The organism is Acinetobacter sp. 1566109, from assembly GCF_000582255.1.
Lineage (GTDB): Bacteria > Pseudomonadota > Gammaproteobacteria > Pseudomonadales > Moraxellaceae > Acinetobacter > Acinetobacter nosocomialis.
Window position 1 is genome coordinate 75,787 of record NZ_JEYB01000012.1, and the last position, 16,577, is coordinate 92,363.

18 protein-coding genes and 1 riboswitch are annotated in these 16,577 nt (G+C 40.4%); of the genes, 11 read left to right on the plus strand and 7 right to left on the minus strand.

Going from position 1 to position 16,577, the window contains the following annotated elements; genetic code table 11:
• Positions 1 to 2: 2 nt before the first annotated feature.
• Positions 3 to 1,715 carry an electron transfer flavoprotein-ubiquinone oxidoreductase gene (locus tag J582_RS11640; RefSeq protein ID WP_032047918.1) on the minus strand — a complete coding sequence of 571 codons (1,713 nt, stop codon included), beginning with the start codon at positions 1,713 to 1,715 and terminating at the stop codon, positions 3 to 5.
• 184 nt (positions 1,716 to 1,899) lie between these two features.
• Here J582_RS11640 and J582_RS11645 point away from each other — a divergent pair, with 184 nt between their 5' ends.
• The 5 genes from J582_RS11645 to J582_RS11665 all read left to right on the plus strand — a co-directional run bounded on the left by J582_RS11645 (position 1,900) and on the right by J582_RS11665 (position 6,309).
• Entirely contained in the window at positions 1,900 to 2,511 is a 612-nt protein-coding gene (locus J582_RS11645; RefSeq protein WP_032047919.1) for a DUF1285 domain-containing protein, read from the plus strand.
• A 48-nt stretch (positions 2,512 to 2,559) separates the two neighbouring features.
• A complete protein-coding gene (gene murI, locus J582_RS11650; RefSeq protein ID WP_000125351.1) occupies positions 2,560 to 3,426 on the plus strand; it encodes a glutamate racemase in 867 nt (288 codons plus the stop codon).
• Positions 3,427 to 3,546: 120 nt separating this feature from the next.
• A complete protein-coding gene (locus tag J582_RS11655) occupies positions 3,547 to 4,551 on the plus strand; it encodes a DUF4062 domain-containing protein (protein WP_000887668.1) in 1,005 nt (334 codons plus the stop codon).
• A gap of 73 nt (positions 4,552 to 4,624) precedes the next feature.
• Entirely contained in the window at positions 4,625 to 5,641 is a 1,017-nt protein-coding gene (gene hemH, locus J582_RS11660; protein ID WP_022575827.1) for a ferrochelatase, read from the plus strand.
• A 23-nt stretch (positions 5,642 to 5,664) separates the two neighbouring features.
• Positions 5,665 to 6,309, plus strand: coding sequence for an MBL fold metallo-hydrolase (locus J582_RS11665; protein ID WP_019456911.1), 645 nt, complete (start codon positions 5,665 to 5,667; stop codon positions 6,307 to 6,309).
• Here J582_RS11665 and J582_RS11670 read toward each other — a convergent pair.
• Positions 6,306 to 6,500 (minus strand): DNA gyrase inhibitor YacG, encoded by a 195-nt coding sequence (locus J582_RS11670; protein WP_004698974.1) that lies wholly within the window; start codon positions 6,498 to 6,500, stop codon positions 6,306 to 6,308. The genes J582_RS11665 and J582_RS11670 overlap by 4 nt on opposite strands.
• Positions 6,501 to 6,587: 87 nt before the next feature.
• On the opposite strand from J582_RS11670, the gene J582_RS11675 reads away from it, so the two are divergent.
• The 4 genes from J582_RS11675 (at position 6,588) to crcB (ending at position 9,525) form a co-directional block, all read left to right on the plus strand.
• Complete coding sequence (locus J582_RS11675; RefSeq protein ID WP_080961355.1) at positions 6,588 to 7,226, plus strand: SAM-dependent methyltransferase; 639 nt, start codon at positions 6,588 to 6,590, stop codon at positions 7,224 to 7,226.
• Positions 7,216 to 8,421, plus strand: coding sequence for a TIGR03862 family flavoprotein (locus J582_RS11680; RefSeq protein WP_032047921.1), 1,206 nt, complete (start codon positions 7,216 to 7,218; stop codon positions 8,419 to 8,421). Before J582_RS11675 ends, J582_RS11680 begins: the two co-directional genes overlap by 11 nt.
• A 77-nt stretch (positions 8,422 to 8,498) precedes the next feature.
• Complete coding sequence (locus J582_RS11685; protein ID WP_004883467.1) at positions 8,499 to 8,909, plus strand: GFA family protein; 411 nt, start codon at positions 8,499 to 8,501, stop codon at positions 8,907 to 8,909.
• Between the two features lie 44 nt (positions 8,910 to 8,953).
• Positions 8,954 to 9,020: riboswitch (Fluoride riboswitch) on the plus strand.
• Positions 9,021 to 9,144: 124 nt separating this feature from the next.
• Positions 9,145 to 9,525, plus strand: coding sequence for a fluoride efflux transporter CrcB (gene crcB / locus J582_RS11690; RefSeq protein WP_000291734.1), 381 nt, complete (start codon positions 9,145 to 9,147; stop codon positions 9,523 to 9,525).
• Positions 9,526 to 9,981: 456 nt separating this feature from the next.
• Here the strand turns inward: crcB and J582_RS11695 are convergent, their stop codons facing one another.
• The 3 genes from J582_RS11695 to J582_RS11705 all read right to left on the minus strand — a co-directional run bounded on the left by J582_RS11695 (position 9,982) and on the right by J582_RS11705 (position 12,221).
• A complete protein-coding gene (locus J582_RS11695; protein ID WP_032047923.1) occupies positions 9,982 to 10,314 on the minus strand; it encodes a HopJ type III effector protein in 333 nt (110 codons plus the stop codon).
• Positions 10,315 to 10,566: 252 nt separating this feature from the next.
• Positions 10,567 to 10,821 (minus strand): type B 50S ribosomal protein L31, encoded by a 255-nt coding sequence (locus tag J582_RS11700; protein WP_001224256.1) that lies wholly within the window; start codon positions 10,819 to 10,821, stop codon positions 10,567 to 10,569.
• A 101-nt stretch (positions 10,822 to 10,922) separates the two neighbouring features.
• A complete protein-coding gene (locus tag J582_RS11705) occupies positions 10,923 to 12,221 on the minus strand; it encodes an ABC1 kinase family protein (protein WP_002053487.1) in 1,299 nt (432 codons plus the stop codon).
• Between the two features lie 257 nt (positions 12,222 to 12,478).
• On the opposite strand from J582_RS11705, the gene J582_RS11710 reads away from it, so the two are divergent.
• Positions 12,479 to 13,726: an SfnB family sulfur acquisition oxidoreductase gene (locus J582_RS11710; protein ID WP_032047924.1), complete on the plus strand. Its 1,248-nt coding sequence runs from the start codon at positions 12,479 to 12,481 to the stop codon at positions 13,724 to 13,726.
• A gap of 32 nt (positions 13,727 to 13,758) precedes the next feature.
• Positions 13,759 to 15,009 carry an acyl-CoA dehydrogenase family protein gene (locus J582_RS11715; protein ID WP_002053386.1) on the plus strand — a complete coding sequence of 417 codons (1,251 nt, stop codon included), beginning with the start codon at positions 13,759 to 13,761 and terminating at the stop codon, positions 15,007 to 15,009.
• 33 nt (positions 15,010 to 15,042) lie between these two features.
• Here the strand turns inward: J582_RS11715 and abeM are convergent, their stop codons facing one another.
• Together abeM and J582_RS25920 are read right to left on the minus strand one after the other, a co-directional pair.
• Positions 15,043 to 16,389 (minus strand): multidrug efflux MATE transporter AbeM, encoded by a 1,347-nt coding sequence (gene abeM / locus J582_RS11720; protein ID WP_004710751.1) that lies wholly within the window; start codon positions 16,387 to 16,389, stop codon positions 15,043 to 15,045.
• A 32-nt stretch (positions 16,390 to 16,421) separates the two neighbouring features.
• Positions 16,422 to 16,577 (minus strand): DMT family transporter (locus J582_RS25920; RefSeq protein ID WP_032047925.1); only part of this gene is annotated, 156 nt, incomplete at its 5' end.

The following is a 16,577-nucleotide window of genomic DNA, read 5'->3' on the forward strand; positions in this document are numbered from 1 at the left end:
AATTACATATTTGGATAGTTTGGACCACCGCCGCCTTCAGGCGTTACCCATGTGATGTTTTGAGATGGGTCTTTAATGTCACAAGTCTTACAGTGAACACAGTTTGCTGCGTTAATCTGGAAGCGTTTAGAGCCATCATCATTTTCCATGATTTCATAAACACCAGCAGGACAGTAGCGCTGTGCAGGCTCATCCCATTTTGGTAAGTTTACGTTCACTGGAATTGAAGGATCAGTAAGCTTCAAGTGAGCTGGCTGGTTTTCTTCATGTACAGTGTTTGAGATAAACACCGAAGATAAACGGTCAAATGTAAGCTTGCCATCTGGTTTTGGATAGTTTGGCTTGAAGCTGGTTGCATCAACTGTTTTCAATACAGCAAAGTCTTGCTTCAAGTCATGTAAAGTGAATGGCACTTTAAAGACGTTTTGGTCGATAAAGTTAAATGCACCACCAATCCATTGACCAAATTTATGCATTGCTGGGCCAAAGTTACGAGAGTTATAAAGCTCTTCTTTTAACCAGCTGTTGTTAAATTTGTCAGTGTATGAAGTTAATTCTTTAACGAATAAATCTTCACCTTCAGTAACACGAGCAATCGCAAGATCACCGCCTTTTTCTACACCAGCAGCAATCGCTTCAAATACAGCCTCACCACATAACATGCCTGATTTCATGGCAGTGTGTGAGCCTTTGATTTTTGCAAAGTTTAAGAAACCTGCGTCATCACCAATTAAGCAACCACCTGGGAAAGTCAATTTAGGCAATGAGTTGAAGCCGCCTTTCACTACAGCACGCGCGCCGTAAGAAATACGCTTACCACCTTCTAAATATTGTTTAATGAGTGGGTGAGTTTTCCAGCGCTGCATTTCCATGAATGGATACATGTATGGATTTTCATAAGACAAGTCCACGATCATACCCAAAGTCACTTGGTTGTTTTCAGCGTGGTATAACCACCAACCCCCAGAAGAACCAGTTTCAGCCAATGGCCAACCAGCACCGTGCATCACTAAGCCCGGTTTATGTTTTGCTGGGTCAATTTCCCAAAGTTCTTTAATCCCGATACCGTAGTGCTGAGGGTCAGCATCTTTATCAAGATTGTATTTTGCAATCAGGCGTTTACCTAAGTGACCACGGCAACCTTCAGCAAAGAGGGTGTATTTAGCGTGAAGCTCATAACCTGGAGTAAAGTTATGCGTTGGTTCGCCATCTTTACCAATACCCATGTCACCAGTTTGAATACCTTTTACAGTACCGTCTTCATGGTAAAGCACTTCAGATGCAGCAAAGCCAGGGAAGATAGAAACTTCTAATTCTTCAGCTTTTTGACCTAACCAACGAACCACGTTACCTAATGAAATAACATAGTTACCGTCATTGTGCATGGTTTTAGGAACCATCCAGTGAGGTGCTTCTTTAGACGTAGTTTCTGAAAGCAAGAAGAAAGTTTTGTCTTCAGTTACAGGTACATTAAGAGGCGCGCCTTCTTCTTTCCAGTTCGGGAAAAGTTCATTAATAGCACGTGGTTCAAGTACAGCACCAGATAAGATATGCGCACCTACTTCAGAGCCTTTTTCAACTACACAAACTGAAAGATCGGGTAAGTTATTCTCAATCGCTAATTGACGGATCTTAATCGCAGCAGATAGACCTGCAGGTCCTGCACCTACGATGACAACGTCAAACTCCATCGATTCGCGTTCGATGTGTTCCATGTAGGACTCCTCAATACTTAAAGGTGGCAACCGTAATGTCAGATCATCCGGTGCTGCCGTGAGTTTTAATCCATAGGCGCAAATATGCTATTGTGCCTTTTATCGTTTTGGCTAGTATAGTTTTAAACCATGATCTAGCCAATTGGCTGAGTCGTCATATTTTCTCGTCAGCAAGGCATAAACTATGGTAAATCAAAATAATTCCCCATCGGATATGGGAAAAATACCGTTATCTGATGATAAAAACTTAATGAACATTGCACAATACTTAAAAGGTGTACAGCAAAGTCACAAAAGGTCAATCCCACCTTTAGAGCAATGGCATCCAAAGCATTGCGGTAAAATGGATTTAACGGTTAAAGCCAATGGAGAATGGTGGCACGAAGGTCAATTAATCAAGCGCCAAGCTCTATTGGATTTGTTTACCAAAGTCCTATGGAAAGAAGAGGGTAAATTCTACCTGAAAACCCCTGTAGAACAAATTGAAATCGAAGTTGAAGATGAACCTTTATTGGTCAATCAAGTCGATCAGGTTGAAATTTCAGGTGATCAGTTTTTGCAACTGACTACCACCAATCAAGATGTGATTTTAGTTGATGCAGAACACCCGATTTTTATGCGCGAATATGCAGGAGAATTACGCCCATACGTGCATGTCCGATTTGGTATTAATGCACTTATTCAACGCCAAGCTTTTTATCATCTCGTGAACTACGGAGTGTTGGTTGAAAATGATAAAGGCGAAACCATTTTGCAGTTAAAAAGTGGTAATTTGCACTTGCAATTAGGCACTTGAGGTTTAAGCTTTATAGAGTGAAATTTTCCGACACTCTCTAGTACTGCCATGACAGCCATACAGCCTTTATTTACAGAATTAGAATCTATGCCTAAAGCATCGGCAGATGCCCCAATTGGTATTTTTGATTCGGGAATTGGTGGAATGTCGGTTGCAGCAGAAATTGCCAGATATTTGCCAAACGAACATATTGTGTATTATGCCGATACAGCCTATGTTCCTTATGGCCCTCGTTCTGATGAAGAAATTAGAGAGCTTACCGCTCGCGCTGTCGACTGGTTATACCGCCAAGGTTGTAAAATTGCAGTCGTGGCATGTAATACTGCCTCTGCATTTAGTCTTGATCATTTACGTGAACATTATGGTGAGCACTTTCCGATTGTTGGTTTAGTACCGGCATTAAAACCTGCTGTATTACAAACACGTTCTAAAGTAGTTGCAGTGTTGGCAACGCCTGCTACTTTTCGTGGGCAACTCATTAAAGATGTTGTGGAAAAATTTGCTGTTCCAGCGGGTGTTAAAGTCATGACTTTAACCAATCTGGAGCTTGTTCCTTGTGTAGAAGCAGGACAGCAAATGAGTCCTGTTTGTTTAAATGCATTAAAAGAGGTTTTACAGCCTGCAGCCGATCAAGGGGCTGACTATTTAGTACTCGGTTGTACACATTATCCGTTCTTAAATGAAGCAATTCATCATCTTTTTGATAACCAATTCACACTGGTTGATTCGGGATTGGCAGTTGCCCGACAAACAGCCCGTATTTTAATAAAAAATGAGTTATTATGTGACCAAATACGTCAGAATGTTGCACGTATTGAATGTTATGTAAGTGGTAATAATGCAGAAGCATTGCAACCTGTTTTACAGAATATGATTCCACAAGAATTGACATGGACGCTACACAATCTGAGTTGAGCTCTGTTGTAGGCATTCAGAAGAAAGCGTTTTTTTATATTTATTTTTCTTATTTGGGGCGGTTCATAATCTTGGCTTATTTGGGCCATATTAAGATTATGGGGCGATAAGGGTATTGTTATGCTCGATACACGCTATCAGATTTTTATTTCAACGTCAGGTCGCGAGATGCAACCTGAACGTATGGTTCTCTCTCAAACATTAGTCAGTATGGGTTTTTTTGCTTGGGGTTTAGAGTATAGAAGTCCTTTAACTACAACACTTGCCCGTCGGCAAATTGATGAATCTGATTATGTTGTTTTACTGTTAGGTAGCCAGTATGGTGAGCAATCCATTTCTGGTGCTAGCTACTTTGCTTTAGAGTATGAATATGCTTTAAGTCGAGCTAAACCTATTGTGGTATTTATGCATGAACAACCTGAAAGCAGGGATATGCATTTACAAGAGGCTCATCCGCAGCTTAAAGAAAAATTTCTCGCATTTAGAAAAAAACTATTACATGAAGCTCACCACGTATTTTACTTTAAAAGCCCACGTGATTTAGAGCTAGCTGTCCGTTTAAATATACCTTTAATGGTTGAACAACATGTGGGACAGGGCTGGGTTCCTGCACGTCAAGCGCATCAGTTAGAAGATGAAATTAATCGGTTAAAAAGTAAAGTTTTACAGTTAGAACAACAACTCACAGAGTCATCAACTCCAACTAATGAAGTGGCTCCGCAAGATGTTTTTGCGTTTGAATATCAGATTCAAGCTTTTCAAGATGGTAACTTTAAGGAGCTTAAGCGCCAGAGACAAATGACTTGGTCACAACTTTTAAGTATTTTGGCTAAACATTTTGAGACAGCCATGCCAGAAGAAAACTTTGGAACTTGTCTCAATGAGTATCTCAATCATGCTGGGCTAGAAGATGCTCGTCAGGAGCTGCCAAGAGCACATGCAGTGGCTGGTGCACAGATTAATCATAAGGCGCTATTCCGCATTAAAAATCAAATGCAATCACAAGGCTGGATTGTTCCAACCAAGACTGATCAACAACATAACTTATGGAAGGTAACGACAAAAGCGCAAAAGCTCTTGCTGAGTTATAAATGGAACCATCGGGTGACTCGATTAAAAGCTTAGAGCAATTCAATTTAGATATGACCATGAAAACTGTTACATTAGTGTCATAAGATGAACTGAAAGGCATTTGCGCATGTCGTTTGAACAAAAACCGAAAGTTACTGTCATTTTAGCGAATTTAGGCACACCGGATGAGGCAACTGTCCCAGCGGTGCGCCGTTTTTTAAAGCAGTTCTTATCTGATCCACGTGTGATTGAAATTCCAAAATTCATTTGGTGGATTATTTTGAATCTGTTTGTTTTGCCTTTTCGCCCAAAAAGAGTAGCGCATGCCTATGCTTCGGTATGGTCTACCGATTCACCAATGCGTGAAATTGTGTTTGAGCAAACAAAACGTGTGCAGGCTTATTTAGAGCGTGAAAATAAACAGTTTGATTTAACTGTATTGCCCGCTATGACTTATGGTAATCCGGGTATTGATACAGTTTTAGAAAAACTAGCAGCTCATCCACAAGAGCATGTCGTTTTATTGCCTTTATTTCCTCAGTATTCTGCCACATCGACAGCACCGTTATACGACGCATTTGCTAAGTGGATTCCTACTCAGCGCAATTTGCCGGGTTTGACCATTATTAAAGACTACTATCAGCACCCAATGTTTATTCAAGCACTGGCAGAAAGTGTTTTAGCTTATCAAGCACAGCATGGTAAGCCTGAAAAACTATTGATGTCATTTCATGGTATTCCACAGCCTTATGCAGACAAAGGTGATCCTTATGCAGACCGTTGTCGCATTACTGCAAAGTTAGTCGCTGAAGCTTTGCATTTAAAAGATGATGAATGGGCAATTAGCTTCCAATCACGTTTTGGAAAACAAGAATGGGTGAAACCTTATACCGACCAGCTTTTACAAGATTGGGCAAAGCAAGGTGTTAAGTCAGTTCAGGTTTTAAGTCCTGCTTTTTCTGCTGACTGTTTAGAAACGCTTGAAGAGTTAGCGATTCAAAATGCTGAACTATTTCAACAAGCAGGTGGCGGAAGCTATGCTTACATTCCCGCTTTAAATAGTGATCAGGCTCATATTGATTTGCTTGCAGGTTTAGTTCAGGCTAATCTTGATGCCCTTACCCATACCTTAGCCCACCGTTAATTGCGTTTTAGCCAGAGGTTCTTATGCTGCAAGTCAAAATTGTTCCAGTTACTGCTTTTGCTCAAAATTGTTCCCTTGTTTGGGACAGTGAAACAAAAGAAGCAGTTTTGATTGATGCAGGCGGTGACGCTGCTGTTTTGAAGAAAGAAGTAGAAGCCTTAGGTTTAAAAGTAAAGGCGTTATGGCTGACTCATGGGCATTTAGATCACGCAGGGGCAGTGGGTGAACTCGCACAAGAATGGAGTGTCCCTGTTGTTGGCCCACATAAAGAAGATCAGTTCTGGCTAGATATGATTCAGGAAGTTTCAGCACGTTATGGCTTTCCAATTCCACAGCCAGTAAAAGTTGATCAATGGCTTGAAGGCGGCGAAGTGCTCAAACTGGGTGAAGATGAGTTTGAGGTGCGTTTTGCACCAGGACATACACCAGGGCATGTCATGTTCTATAACAAGAATCATGGCTTACTCTGGACTGGTGATGTCCTGTTTAAAGGCTCAATAGGAAGAACAGACTTTCCACGTGGGAACCATGAGCAACTTATTGAATCGATTCAACGCGAATGCTTTAGCTTGCCAGATCAAACCCAGTTTATTTCAGGTCATGGTCCAATGAGTACCATTGGCTATGAAAAAAAATTTAACCCGTTTGTCGCAGGTAAAGCGGGTTAATCCTCATAATCATCTTCATGCTGACTACCCTTGTTTTGCTGAGGAGCATCTTGGGTAGGCAGTCTATATTCATCGTTTGCCCAAGCGCCTAAATCAATGAGTTTACAACGTTCAGAACAAAATGGACGAAATTCATTGCCTTCCCAAACACTTGGTTCACCACAACGTGGGCAGGGGAATGTACGTGGCATAAAGCGATATCCTCAAAGTGACGAGAAATAGATTAGGCAAAAGTCAGGTGACTTGTTAGACTTGTGCCGATTTTTATTTAGTTTGATGTGATTATGCAGATTCGTCAATTTCAAGCACAACGTATGCAAGCGCCTCGCGATTTTACCCCAATTGAAAATACTCCAATTTGTGTAGAAATTGGAGCGGGCAAAGGTAAACATGCTTTGCTTCTTAGCGGACAACAACCGCAGCATACGTTATATGCGATTGAACGAACCCGCGAAAAATTCTTGGCAATGCAAAAGCAGCATGGTTTAGAACCACGAGAAAATCTGGTACCTGTACATGCAGATGCTTTACCTTGGGTGGTACATGCTTTACACCCTGCCCAAGTTGAACATTTTTTTATTCTCTATCCCAACCCAGAACCTCATAATCCAGCACAGCGCTGGTTGAACATGCCATTTTTTGAGTTCTTAATTTCGCGTCTGCAAACAGGTGGAACCATTACTCTGGCAAGTAATATTCCTGAATATATTGAAGAAGCTGAACAACAGTTATTAAACGTGTGGAAGCTGCCTTACCAAAAAGAAAAAATTGCAAAAACCTCTGCACGTACTCATTTTGAAATTAAATACTTAGAGCGTGGCGAGCTTTGCCAGCAGCTCATTATGACCAAGCCTGAAGGTTATAAAACTCGATTTGATGAGTTTGCACCCCTGCAAGGGCAAACACATGTCGAATAAGCGGATTGCCATTATTGGTGCGGGTCCGGCTGGTTTAATGGCAGCTGAGGTACTGAGCCAGTATGCTTATGAGATTGATGTTTTTGAGCAAAAACCTTCGGCTGCGCGTAAGTTTTTGATGGCAGGTAAAACAGGGCTAAATATCTCACATGCTGAACCTTTAGCCCAGTTCATTGAACGTTATGACCATGCAGAATGGCTCAAGCCGTGGGTTGAAAAATGGGATGCAGTCTGGATTCAGAACTGGATGAAAAGCCTGGGAATAGACTCGTATGTAGGTAGTTCCGGTCGTATTTTCCCTGTTGAAATGAAAGCGGCTCCTTTACTTCGTGCTTGGTTAAAACGTTTAGCAGAACAGCAAGTTAAATTCTTTTATCGTCATCGTTGTATTAATTTGCAAGGTACAAAAGTGACTTTAGAAAACCAAAATAATCAAAGCACTGAAACTTTTACCCAACAATATGATGCAGTGGTATTAGCATGCGGGGCGGTGTCTTGGTCTCAATTGGGTAGTGATGGCGCTTGGCAAAAATGGATGGATCAATCCAGTATCGAACCTTTTCAAGCGAGTAACGCAGGGGTATTGCACACTTGGTCAGCTTTTATGGAAAGTTGTTTTGGGGCACCTTTAAAGCGTATCAATGCGTGGGTTGAAGCTAACCAAGTTACTCATGGTGATATTGTGATTACTCGCTACGGTTTAGAAAGTGGTGTCATTTATAAACTTGGACGAGCTTTAAGAGAACAACAAAAACAAGGAAAAAGTTTAAATCTATTTTTAGATTTATTGCCAGATGTAGAGCTTACACAGTTAGTTAAAAAGTTACAGGCTAGCAAAAAACAATCGCTTACTAATATCTGGCGTAAAGCAGGCTTAGACACATCTAAAATTAACTTAATTAGAGAAGTTGTAGATAAATCGCTATGGAGCCAACCAGAGGCTATGGCTCAGCAAATTAAAGCACTTCAAATTAAGTTAGATGGTTTTAGACCGATTGAAGAAGCAATTAGTTGTGCTGGTGGTGTCAAGCAAGATGCATTAACTGAAAGTTTAGAGCTGAAACAAACTTCAGGTGTTTTTTGCTGTGGCGAAATGCTGGATTGGGATGCTCCTACAGGGGGATATTTGCTGACAGCATGCTTTGCTACGGGCCGAGCAGCTGGTGAAGGTGTGCATTCATTCTTAGAAAAATAACAGCGAATTTGGTGCTATGTTTGATATGTGAAAAGTGTTATTTTTGAGCGATCAATAATAATAGGATTTATGAGAACATGTCTCAGACATCACCAGTTTATCAAGGAAGTTGTTTATGTCAGGGTATCCGCTATGAAATTAAAGGCGGTATCGGAGATATTATTCAGTGTCATTGCCAACGCTGTCGGAAAGCCAATGGAACAGCATTTGCCACGAATGCTCCTGTCAACAGTGCAGATTTTAAAATTACACAAGGTGAAGACCTCGTCAAAAAATTTGCTGTGAACGGTGTGTACCGTTGGTTTTGTAGTGAATGTGGTTCACCGCTTATTAGCTCGCGTGATGCCCAACCTGAACTGTATCGTTTAAGAATTGGGACACTAGATACACCATTAGACCAAAAGCCGACAATGCATATTTTTGCTGCTTCAAAAGCAGAGTGGGAAAGCATTTGTGACGATTTACCACAATACGATGAACGTCCATGATTTAAAAAGTATGTTTAAATCAAATTTTAGATGATCTAATATACTTAAAACAGGGAGATGGCATTCCTCCCTTGAAAAACCGCCGTATTGGCTAATGATGCCTACGTTACCCTCATGTATTTATATCGCTGGGTACGTAGGTTATTGCGTACTCTGCCTATTTTTGGAGTACGCCATGTCACGTTTCCCATCATTTTTATTTGCTCTTTTAGCATCTTACTAAAGGGGTGGTTCTATGTATTATCCTTTACTTTCAATTGCTTTAGGCTCAGTTCTGGGGGCGTGGTTGCGTTGGTTTTTAGGTTTAAAACTCAACCCAATTTATCCGCAAATTCCACTGGGTACTGTTACTGTTAATTTGGTCGGTGGCTTTATTATTGGTTTTGCGATGGCTTATTTTGCTCATAGTGATTTGAGCCCGAATTATAAGCTTTTTGTGATTACTGGTTTTTGTGGAGCTTTAACCACCTTTTCAACGTTCTCGATTGAGATTGTGACTTTATTGCAAAGTGGTAAGTGGGGAATGGCGATGTTGGCGATTTCTATTCATTTAATTGGGTCTTTAATTTTTACGTGTTTGGGATTGGCGACTTATTATTGGGTAGCGGGACATTGAGTATTTGTTCTGGCTGAAATGTTTACTGCGGAGTCTTTTCAATAAAGTTTTATGTCTGGATTAGCCGTCGGCTCGACCTACTTTTGTTTCGGCAAAAGTAGGCAAAACCATTTTCATCAACAGAACCTGTTATCTGTTTACAATTATCCAATATGTCGCAGAAACATTATATTGCTGATTTGAGTCAGGCTGTTGATGATTTTCCGAGTATCCAATGTAAGAGATTAATCAAATAGTTTAATTAATAATTAGTCATTTACTATCGTGACAGACGGCAGGGATGCCGTCGTTTCGCTGTGCTACATGGATGTAGCATCAGCGGGACAAAGGATTTTTGTTACTTTTCATCCTTGAAAAGTAAGGTTAGCCTATATAATCCATCTTTTGGATATCACTTCCATTTAAGGCAGTGCTCATAATAAAAATTAAGACGTTTCTATTATTTATTTAAATCTATTATTTTTCAGTTAAAGCCTGACCTTCAAACTTCACACCATCCCAACCATTTTGCATAAACTGACGAATATTTTGGTGGTCAGTTCCCTCTGGGGTAGCCAATACAGATGCATAGTGCTCTGCAAATAAACTTAAAGTTTGTGCTTGGTCTAAACCTTGTAACTTGGCAAAAGAGAAAACTTTTGCACTGCCTTGATTTTCAGTTGCAGCGTTATGCTGTGCGCCATTTTGAAAAGCTGTGGGAGTATGTTGGTAACGTGCTTCAATATGAGCTAAAACATCTGAAAATTTTGCTGTGCCTGCTTGTAATTGGGCAAATAACTCTTGTGCCATAATCTTAAACTTCCTATCAAATGGGGCTTAAGCATAGCATTGAATACACGTTTTGAAAGTGCGGGCACTATAAAAAAAGATGGGATGTTGAAATAATAAGAAGCGTTTTTAGCCAAATTGTGGATAAGTTTTGGTTTATACACACCTTAGAAAATCATTGAAAAAATGTACATAAAAAAAGAAGCCTAAGTGGAGGAGATGAGTCTTAGGCTTCCAATGATTTTAGTGTATTGGTCAAAACTTAACGTAAGATTAACTCTTACGATTGAAGCGAGCGAAGCGTTTGTTAAAGCTTGCAACACGGCCTTCATTACTTGCTTGACGTACTTCACCTGTATAGAACGGATGTGAAGCACTTGAAATATCAAGAGTCACATAAGGATAGACTTGTCCTTGATATTCCTTAGTTTGTTTAGTTTGAATGGTACTACCAATTAAAAAGTACACGTCTGCATTGGTGTCATGAAATAACACTTGTTGATAAGCAGGATGAATATCTTTACGCATGAGAGATTGTCCTAAATTATTTTTGATTAAAGAAATGTTATAACATAACAATAAATAAGTCAATGTAACCTCCGAAAGGTTACATTGATCAGTTCATTGAATTAGTTAGAAGGCGGAACAAGTTCTTCAAATAAATCATTCAGGTTGTCATGTACTTTTAAATGAATGAGGTTCCAGTAGTGTCCTGAAATGGTTCTATTAACCATTAATGTATCTGGTGAAGGTTTAAAGACATCCCAATATTTTAAAGACTTTTTCACGAGTAACATGCCATCATGATGGGATGAATTCTCTGCAAAATCATAGGTTGTGGTAAGCGGACGCAATAACACTTCAATCCAGAGTTTATAAAGATCGCTCGGGAATTTACCTTTTTCGGTCAAAGAGTGCAGAGCAAGTAATTCGGTTTCAATAAGATCAATATCTTCATGACGAGCTGCATTCACCAGTCGTTTGAAACTGTAAACAATTTCATTGGAAAGTGTTTTAACACTGCCATAGTCATAAATAATGACACTGCCATCTTGGCGGAAGGCAAAGTTACCCGGATGTGGGTCACAGTGAAAACGTTTTAAAAAGAACATTTCCTGACCTAAAGCGCGGATTAAACGTCGGCCAATTGTATTTCGAATTTCGATAGGCCAAGAACTAGCAGTTTCAATGCTGTCACCTTGTTCAAGGCTTAAGGTCAAAATACGTCTTGAAGAGTAATCTTTATAAACAGTCGGTATGATGATTTTGTCATCTAACTTGCTATGAAAAGTTTTAAAGACTTCAAGATTTTGAGCTTCGATTTCATAGTTAAGCTCTGCTGATAGACTATCTTGAATCTCTGCAAAAAGCTGATCTTGCAGTTTTTTATCAATCTTAAGTACACCCATTAAGCGTAGTGCTAAACGTACTTGTTTTAAGTCACTTTCGCAGGCTTCATCAACACCGGGATATTGAACCTTAACCACAACTTGTTCACCATTTGGCAAAACTGCTTTGTGAACTTGTCCAATCGAGGCAGCAGCAAAAGGCTGTTCATCAAAAGATTTAAAGGCAGCGTTGAGCGGTTTTCCAAGCTCACGTTCAACTTGTTGTTGAATTGCTGCAAAAGGCATGGCTGGAGCTTGGCGTTGTAGTTTTGATATTGCTTTAGCAACTTCTGGTGGGAAGATATCTTTATACTGCGATGCAATTTGCCCAACTTTCATGACAGCACCTTTCATTTCGCCTAAGGTGTCTGCAATCTGTAGACCGATATCTTGAAACAATTTAGTTTTTGCAGCCAGTTTCTGTTCTTCATCCGCAGTCAGGTTTCGAATCGAGTTAGAAACGGTTTTTGTTGCAATGCTCGCGGTCATTCCTGCAAGTTTCATAAATCGTTTGCCAGGTGAACTTGCATTCTTTGCCATATCTTCGATACCTCGTTGACTACAACATAATATTGTCTAGTTTTGATCATAGGTGACAAAACTTAAAAAGCCTATATGAAATTGTTTATCGCATGTAAGAAAATTTTCGAAAAACAAAACGTTATTTTTAAAGTAAAAAATGTGAAAAGCTTTTCAAAATTCATTTCATAAACAAAGCTTTAATATCTATAAAGTCGCTGTTTTTTTAATGCTAAGGTGAAGGACATGTTAAATAAGAAATAGAGACAATAAAAGTTATGACCAGTCTAAATTCGTCCTATGGGCGCTCTCAAGCGGTTCCTTTATCTGTATTCGAGCAGTCGAAAGATGCACATATTATTCGTTCTGATGAGGAGGCAATTGAGATTGCCAAGCAACTTGCTCAAGAGTTTGCACAAGAGGCATCTGAACGTGATAGAGAACGCCGTTTACCCTTAAATGAAATTCAGCAGTTCTCACAAAGCGGCCTGTGGGCTATTACAGTACCTAAGCAATTTGGTGGCGCACAAGTCAAGTATCGAACTTTAGCGGAAGTGAGCAAAACAATTGCAAGTGTCGATCCTTCTCTTGCTCAACTGCCCCAAAACCACTTGGCTTTTATTGAACATTTAAGGCTAGATGCGAAACCTGAACAGCAACAATTCTTTTTTAACTTGGTGTTAAGAGGAATTCGTTTTGGTAATGCATTTTCCGAAAAACACAGTAAAACAGTAGCGGAGCTCACAACTAAACTTGAAAAGACCGAACATGGTTATGAAATTAATGGCAAAAAATTCTTTGCAACGGGTGCTTTGCTTGCCCACTGGATTCCAATTGTTGCTGTAAATGAACAGGGGCAACCTTATGCTGCACTGGTGCCACGTGAAACATCTGGGGTCAATATTATTAATGACTGGTCTGGTTTTGGACAACGTACCACGGCTAGCGGTACGGTAGAGCTGAATCAGGTGCCAGTACGTGAAGAATATCTAGTTCCGATTTACCAAGCATTTGAACGCCCAACACCAGCAGGTGCTATTTCTCAGTTTATTCAGGCTGCAGTCGATGCAGGTATTGCGCGTGGTGCAATTGAAGAAACGATTCAATACGTCAAAAATCACAGCCGTGCATGGATTGATTCAGGTCTGGAAAAAGCCAGTGATGACCCTTACACCATTGCAAATATTGGTGACTTAAAAATCAAACTGCGTGCAGCAGAAGCGGTCCTTGACTTGGCTGGAGATGCAATTGATCAGGCGATTGCTGACACCACCGAAGAACATGTAAACCAAGCAACACTATTGGTTGCCGAGGCAAAAGTACTCACCACAGAAATTGCTATTTTGGCTGCCAATAAACTTTTTGAGTTATCGGGTACGCGTTCTACTTTATCTGAACTCAACCTTGACCGTCACTGGCGCAATGCCCGTACCCATACCTTGCATGACCCTGTGCGTTGGAAATATCACATTGTCGGTAACTACTACCTCAATGGAGTTCAACCACCTCGTCATGCATGGAGTTAAATTGAAGAAAAAACAAAATTAGGAGAATAACGATGACAACAGCTCAAATTGAATTAGAAGAACTATCGGTAGGCGCGGATTATGAAAAGGTTGCAAACAGATTTCGTCCTATTTTTGAGAAAATTGCGCAAGGTGCAATTCAACGGGAAAAAGAGCGAATCTTACCTTTTGAACCGATTCAGTGGTTAAAAGAAGCTAAGTTGGGTGCTGTACGAGTACCCCGTAAATATGGTGGAGATGGGGTTTCATTACCTCAACTGTTCCAGCTTTTAGCAGAGTTAGCAGAAGCTGATTCCAATATTGTACAAGCTTTACGTGGTCATTTTGCATTTGTTGAAGACCGCTTGGTTGCTCATAAAGAGCATTCGCAAGAAGTCTGGTTTCAGCGTTTTATACAAGGCGATTTAGTCGGAAATGCATGGACAGAAGTTGGAAATGTACAGATTGGTGATGTCGTTACACGTGTCACCAAAGACGCTTCGGGTAACTTGGTGGTAAATGGTGAAAAGTACTATTCAACTGGCAGTATCTTTGCAGACTGGATTGATTTATTTGCTTACGATGAGGTAAATGACCGTCATGTGATTGCTGCTATTTACCGTCATGAAACAGGTGTAAGTGTGCTTGATGATTGGGATGGCTTTGGTCAAAAGACAACCGGCAGTGGTACTTTAAAAGTACATCAAGTTCATTTGCCAGCTTCAAACCTCATTCCATTTGACCAACGTTTTAAGTATCAAACCGCTTTTTATCAGGTGGTGCATCTTGCAACATTAACAGGTATTGCGCGCGCTGCAGTCGAGACGTTCAGTCAGGAAATTCGTGAACGCAAACGTATTTTTAGTCATGGTAATGGTGACTTGGTTCGTCACGACCCACAAGTTTTACAAGTGGTCGGTAAGGCCTCAGCTCAAGCTTATGCAAGTGAAGCAATCACCTTGAAAACGGCCGAGGCATTACAAAAGGCTTATGAAAGCCATTTTGCCGAGTCTGAAGTGAAAGAGCATCAGTTTAATGTAGATGCCGAGCTTGAGTCGGCACAAGGGCAGGTCGTGATTTCCAATTTAGTGCTTGATTTAACAAGTCAGTTATTTAATGCATTAGGTGCATCAGCAAGTAGCCAAGCGAAACAACTTGATCGTTTCTGGCGTAATGCGCGTACTGTGTCTTCACATAATCCGCTTATTTATAAAGAAAAAGTGATTGGAGATTGGGAAGTAAACCGTACGGATTTACCTTTTGTCTGGCAAATTGGAGCAAGCCCGCGGGCAAAGTCTGCATAAAATAAAAAAGCCGATATTTCATCGGCTTTTTTATTAGGTTTGACTTAGGCGCTTTGTATTTAGGTAGAGCCGTGAGAGCAGTAAAACACAGGCGATACTTAAACCAATAATTAAACCAAGCCATACGCCAGCTACGCCCCAATGGGTATAACGTGCCAAATAAAGCCCGATTGGGAAAGCGATCACCCAATAAGCCATTAGGGTAATCCACATCGGTGCTTGAGTGTCTTGCATACCTCTTAAACAGCCGGCAGCACTGACTTGTAGAGCATCCATCAACTGATACCCCATTGCAAACCAGAGTAAATACATGGCAACAGGTACAACGTCTATATCCTGAGTATAAACCGAGACAATTTGTTCACGGCCTAAGGCAATAAAAGACATAGTCAATAGAGCAAAAAATACTGCTGTGCTTAGACCAATCTTTTGTACTTGGTACATGGAAGCCCAGTTCTTTTCACCATAATACGTTCCCACGCGAATGGTTAAGGCAATTGCAAGTGATAGCGGAATCATAAACAACACAGAAGTAACTGAAATAGCCACTTGATGTGCAGCAATAAACACTTCACCTAATGGGCTAAGGACTAATGCACCTGTACTAAAAATACTCACTTCAAAGAACACTGCTAAACCAATTGGCAAGCCAAGCTTTAAAATTCTTTTAACCCAAGTCAGGTTAATTTTGTCAAATCTACTAAAAATAGAAGTATTTCGATAAGCAGAAGCTTTATAGATATAGCCTGCTAAAGTGATCAGCATGAGCCATTGTAAAATGGAGGTTGCAAAGCCACAGCCTGCACTACCTAAGGCTGGAATTGGTCCTAAGCCATGCATAAAAATCATGTTAAGCGGGATTAAAACCACTAAGGCCAATAAGCTAATCGCGGTTACAGGACGTGGGTGGCCTAAAGCTTCTGAATAGCCACGTAGCGCTGCGTACATAGTTACAGCAGGCATACCTAAACCAATAGCATGCAAGAATAAACTTGCTTTAGGTCTTAAGCTTTCTGGAACACCGAATACGTGTAAGAAAAAAGGCATAAGCTGCAAAATGAGCATAGCCATTACACCTAAAATGATGGCAACCCATAATGACTGACGAACAATCACAGGAATTTGTTCTGTATTTCTAGCGCCTTTTGCCTCTGCAACTAACGGCGTAGTTGCAATCATGATTCCACTAAACAGAAGCATAATGGGAACCCATAAACCTACACCTACCGCAATAGCGGCTAAGTCTGCGGCAGATAAATGCCCAGCCATAATGGTATCAATTAACCCGAACCCTGCTTGAGCAAACTGCGTAATTAAAATAGGTAACATTAAATGGAAGAGTTGTTTTAATTCAGCCCGAAACGACGTGACATTCGACACAAAAGGTACTCTTTATAAATATAAAAATGAAACTAGCGCTGCAAGGTGAGTAACACACCAACAAAGATGACTACTCCACCAAGAAACCGTTGCCATGTAACAGGTGTCTTTTCGGTACCTAACCAGCCAAAATGATCAAGTAACATAGAAATGACCAATTGTCCAAAAACGACTCTTCCATTTAATGT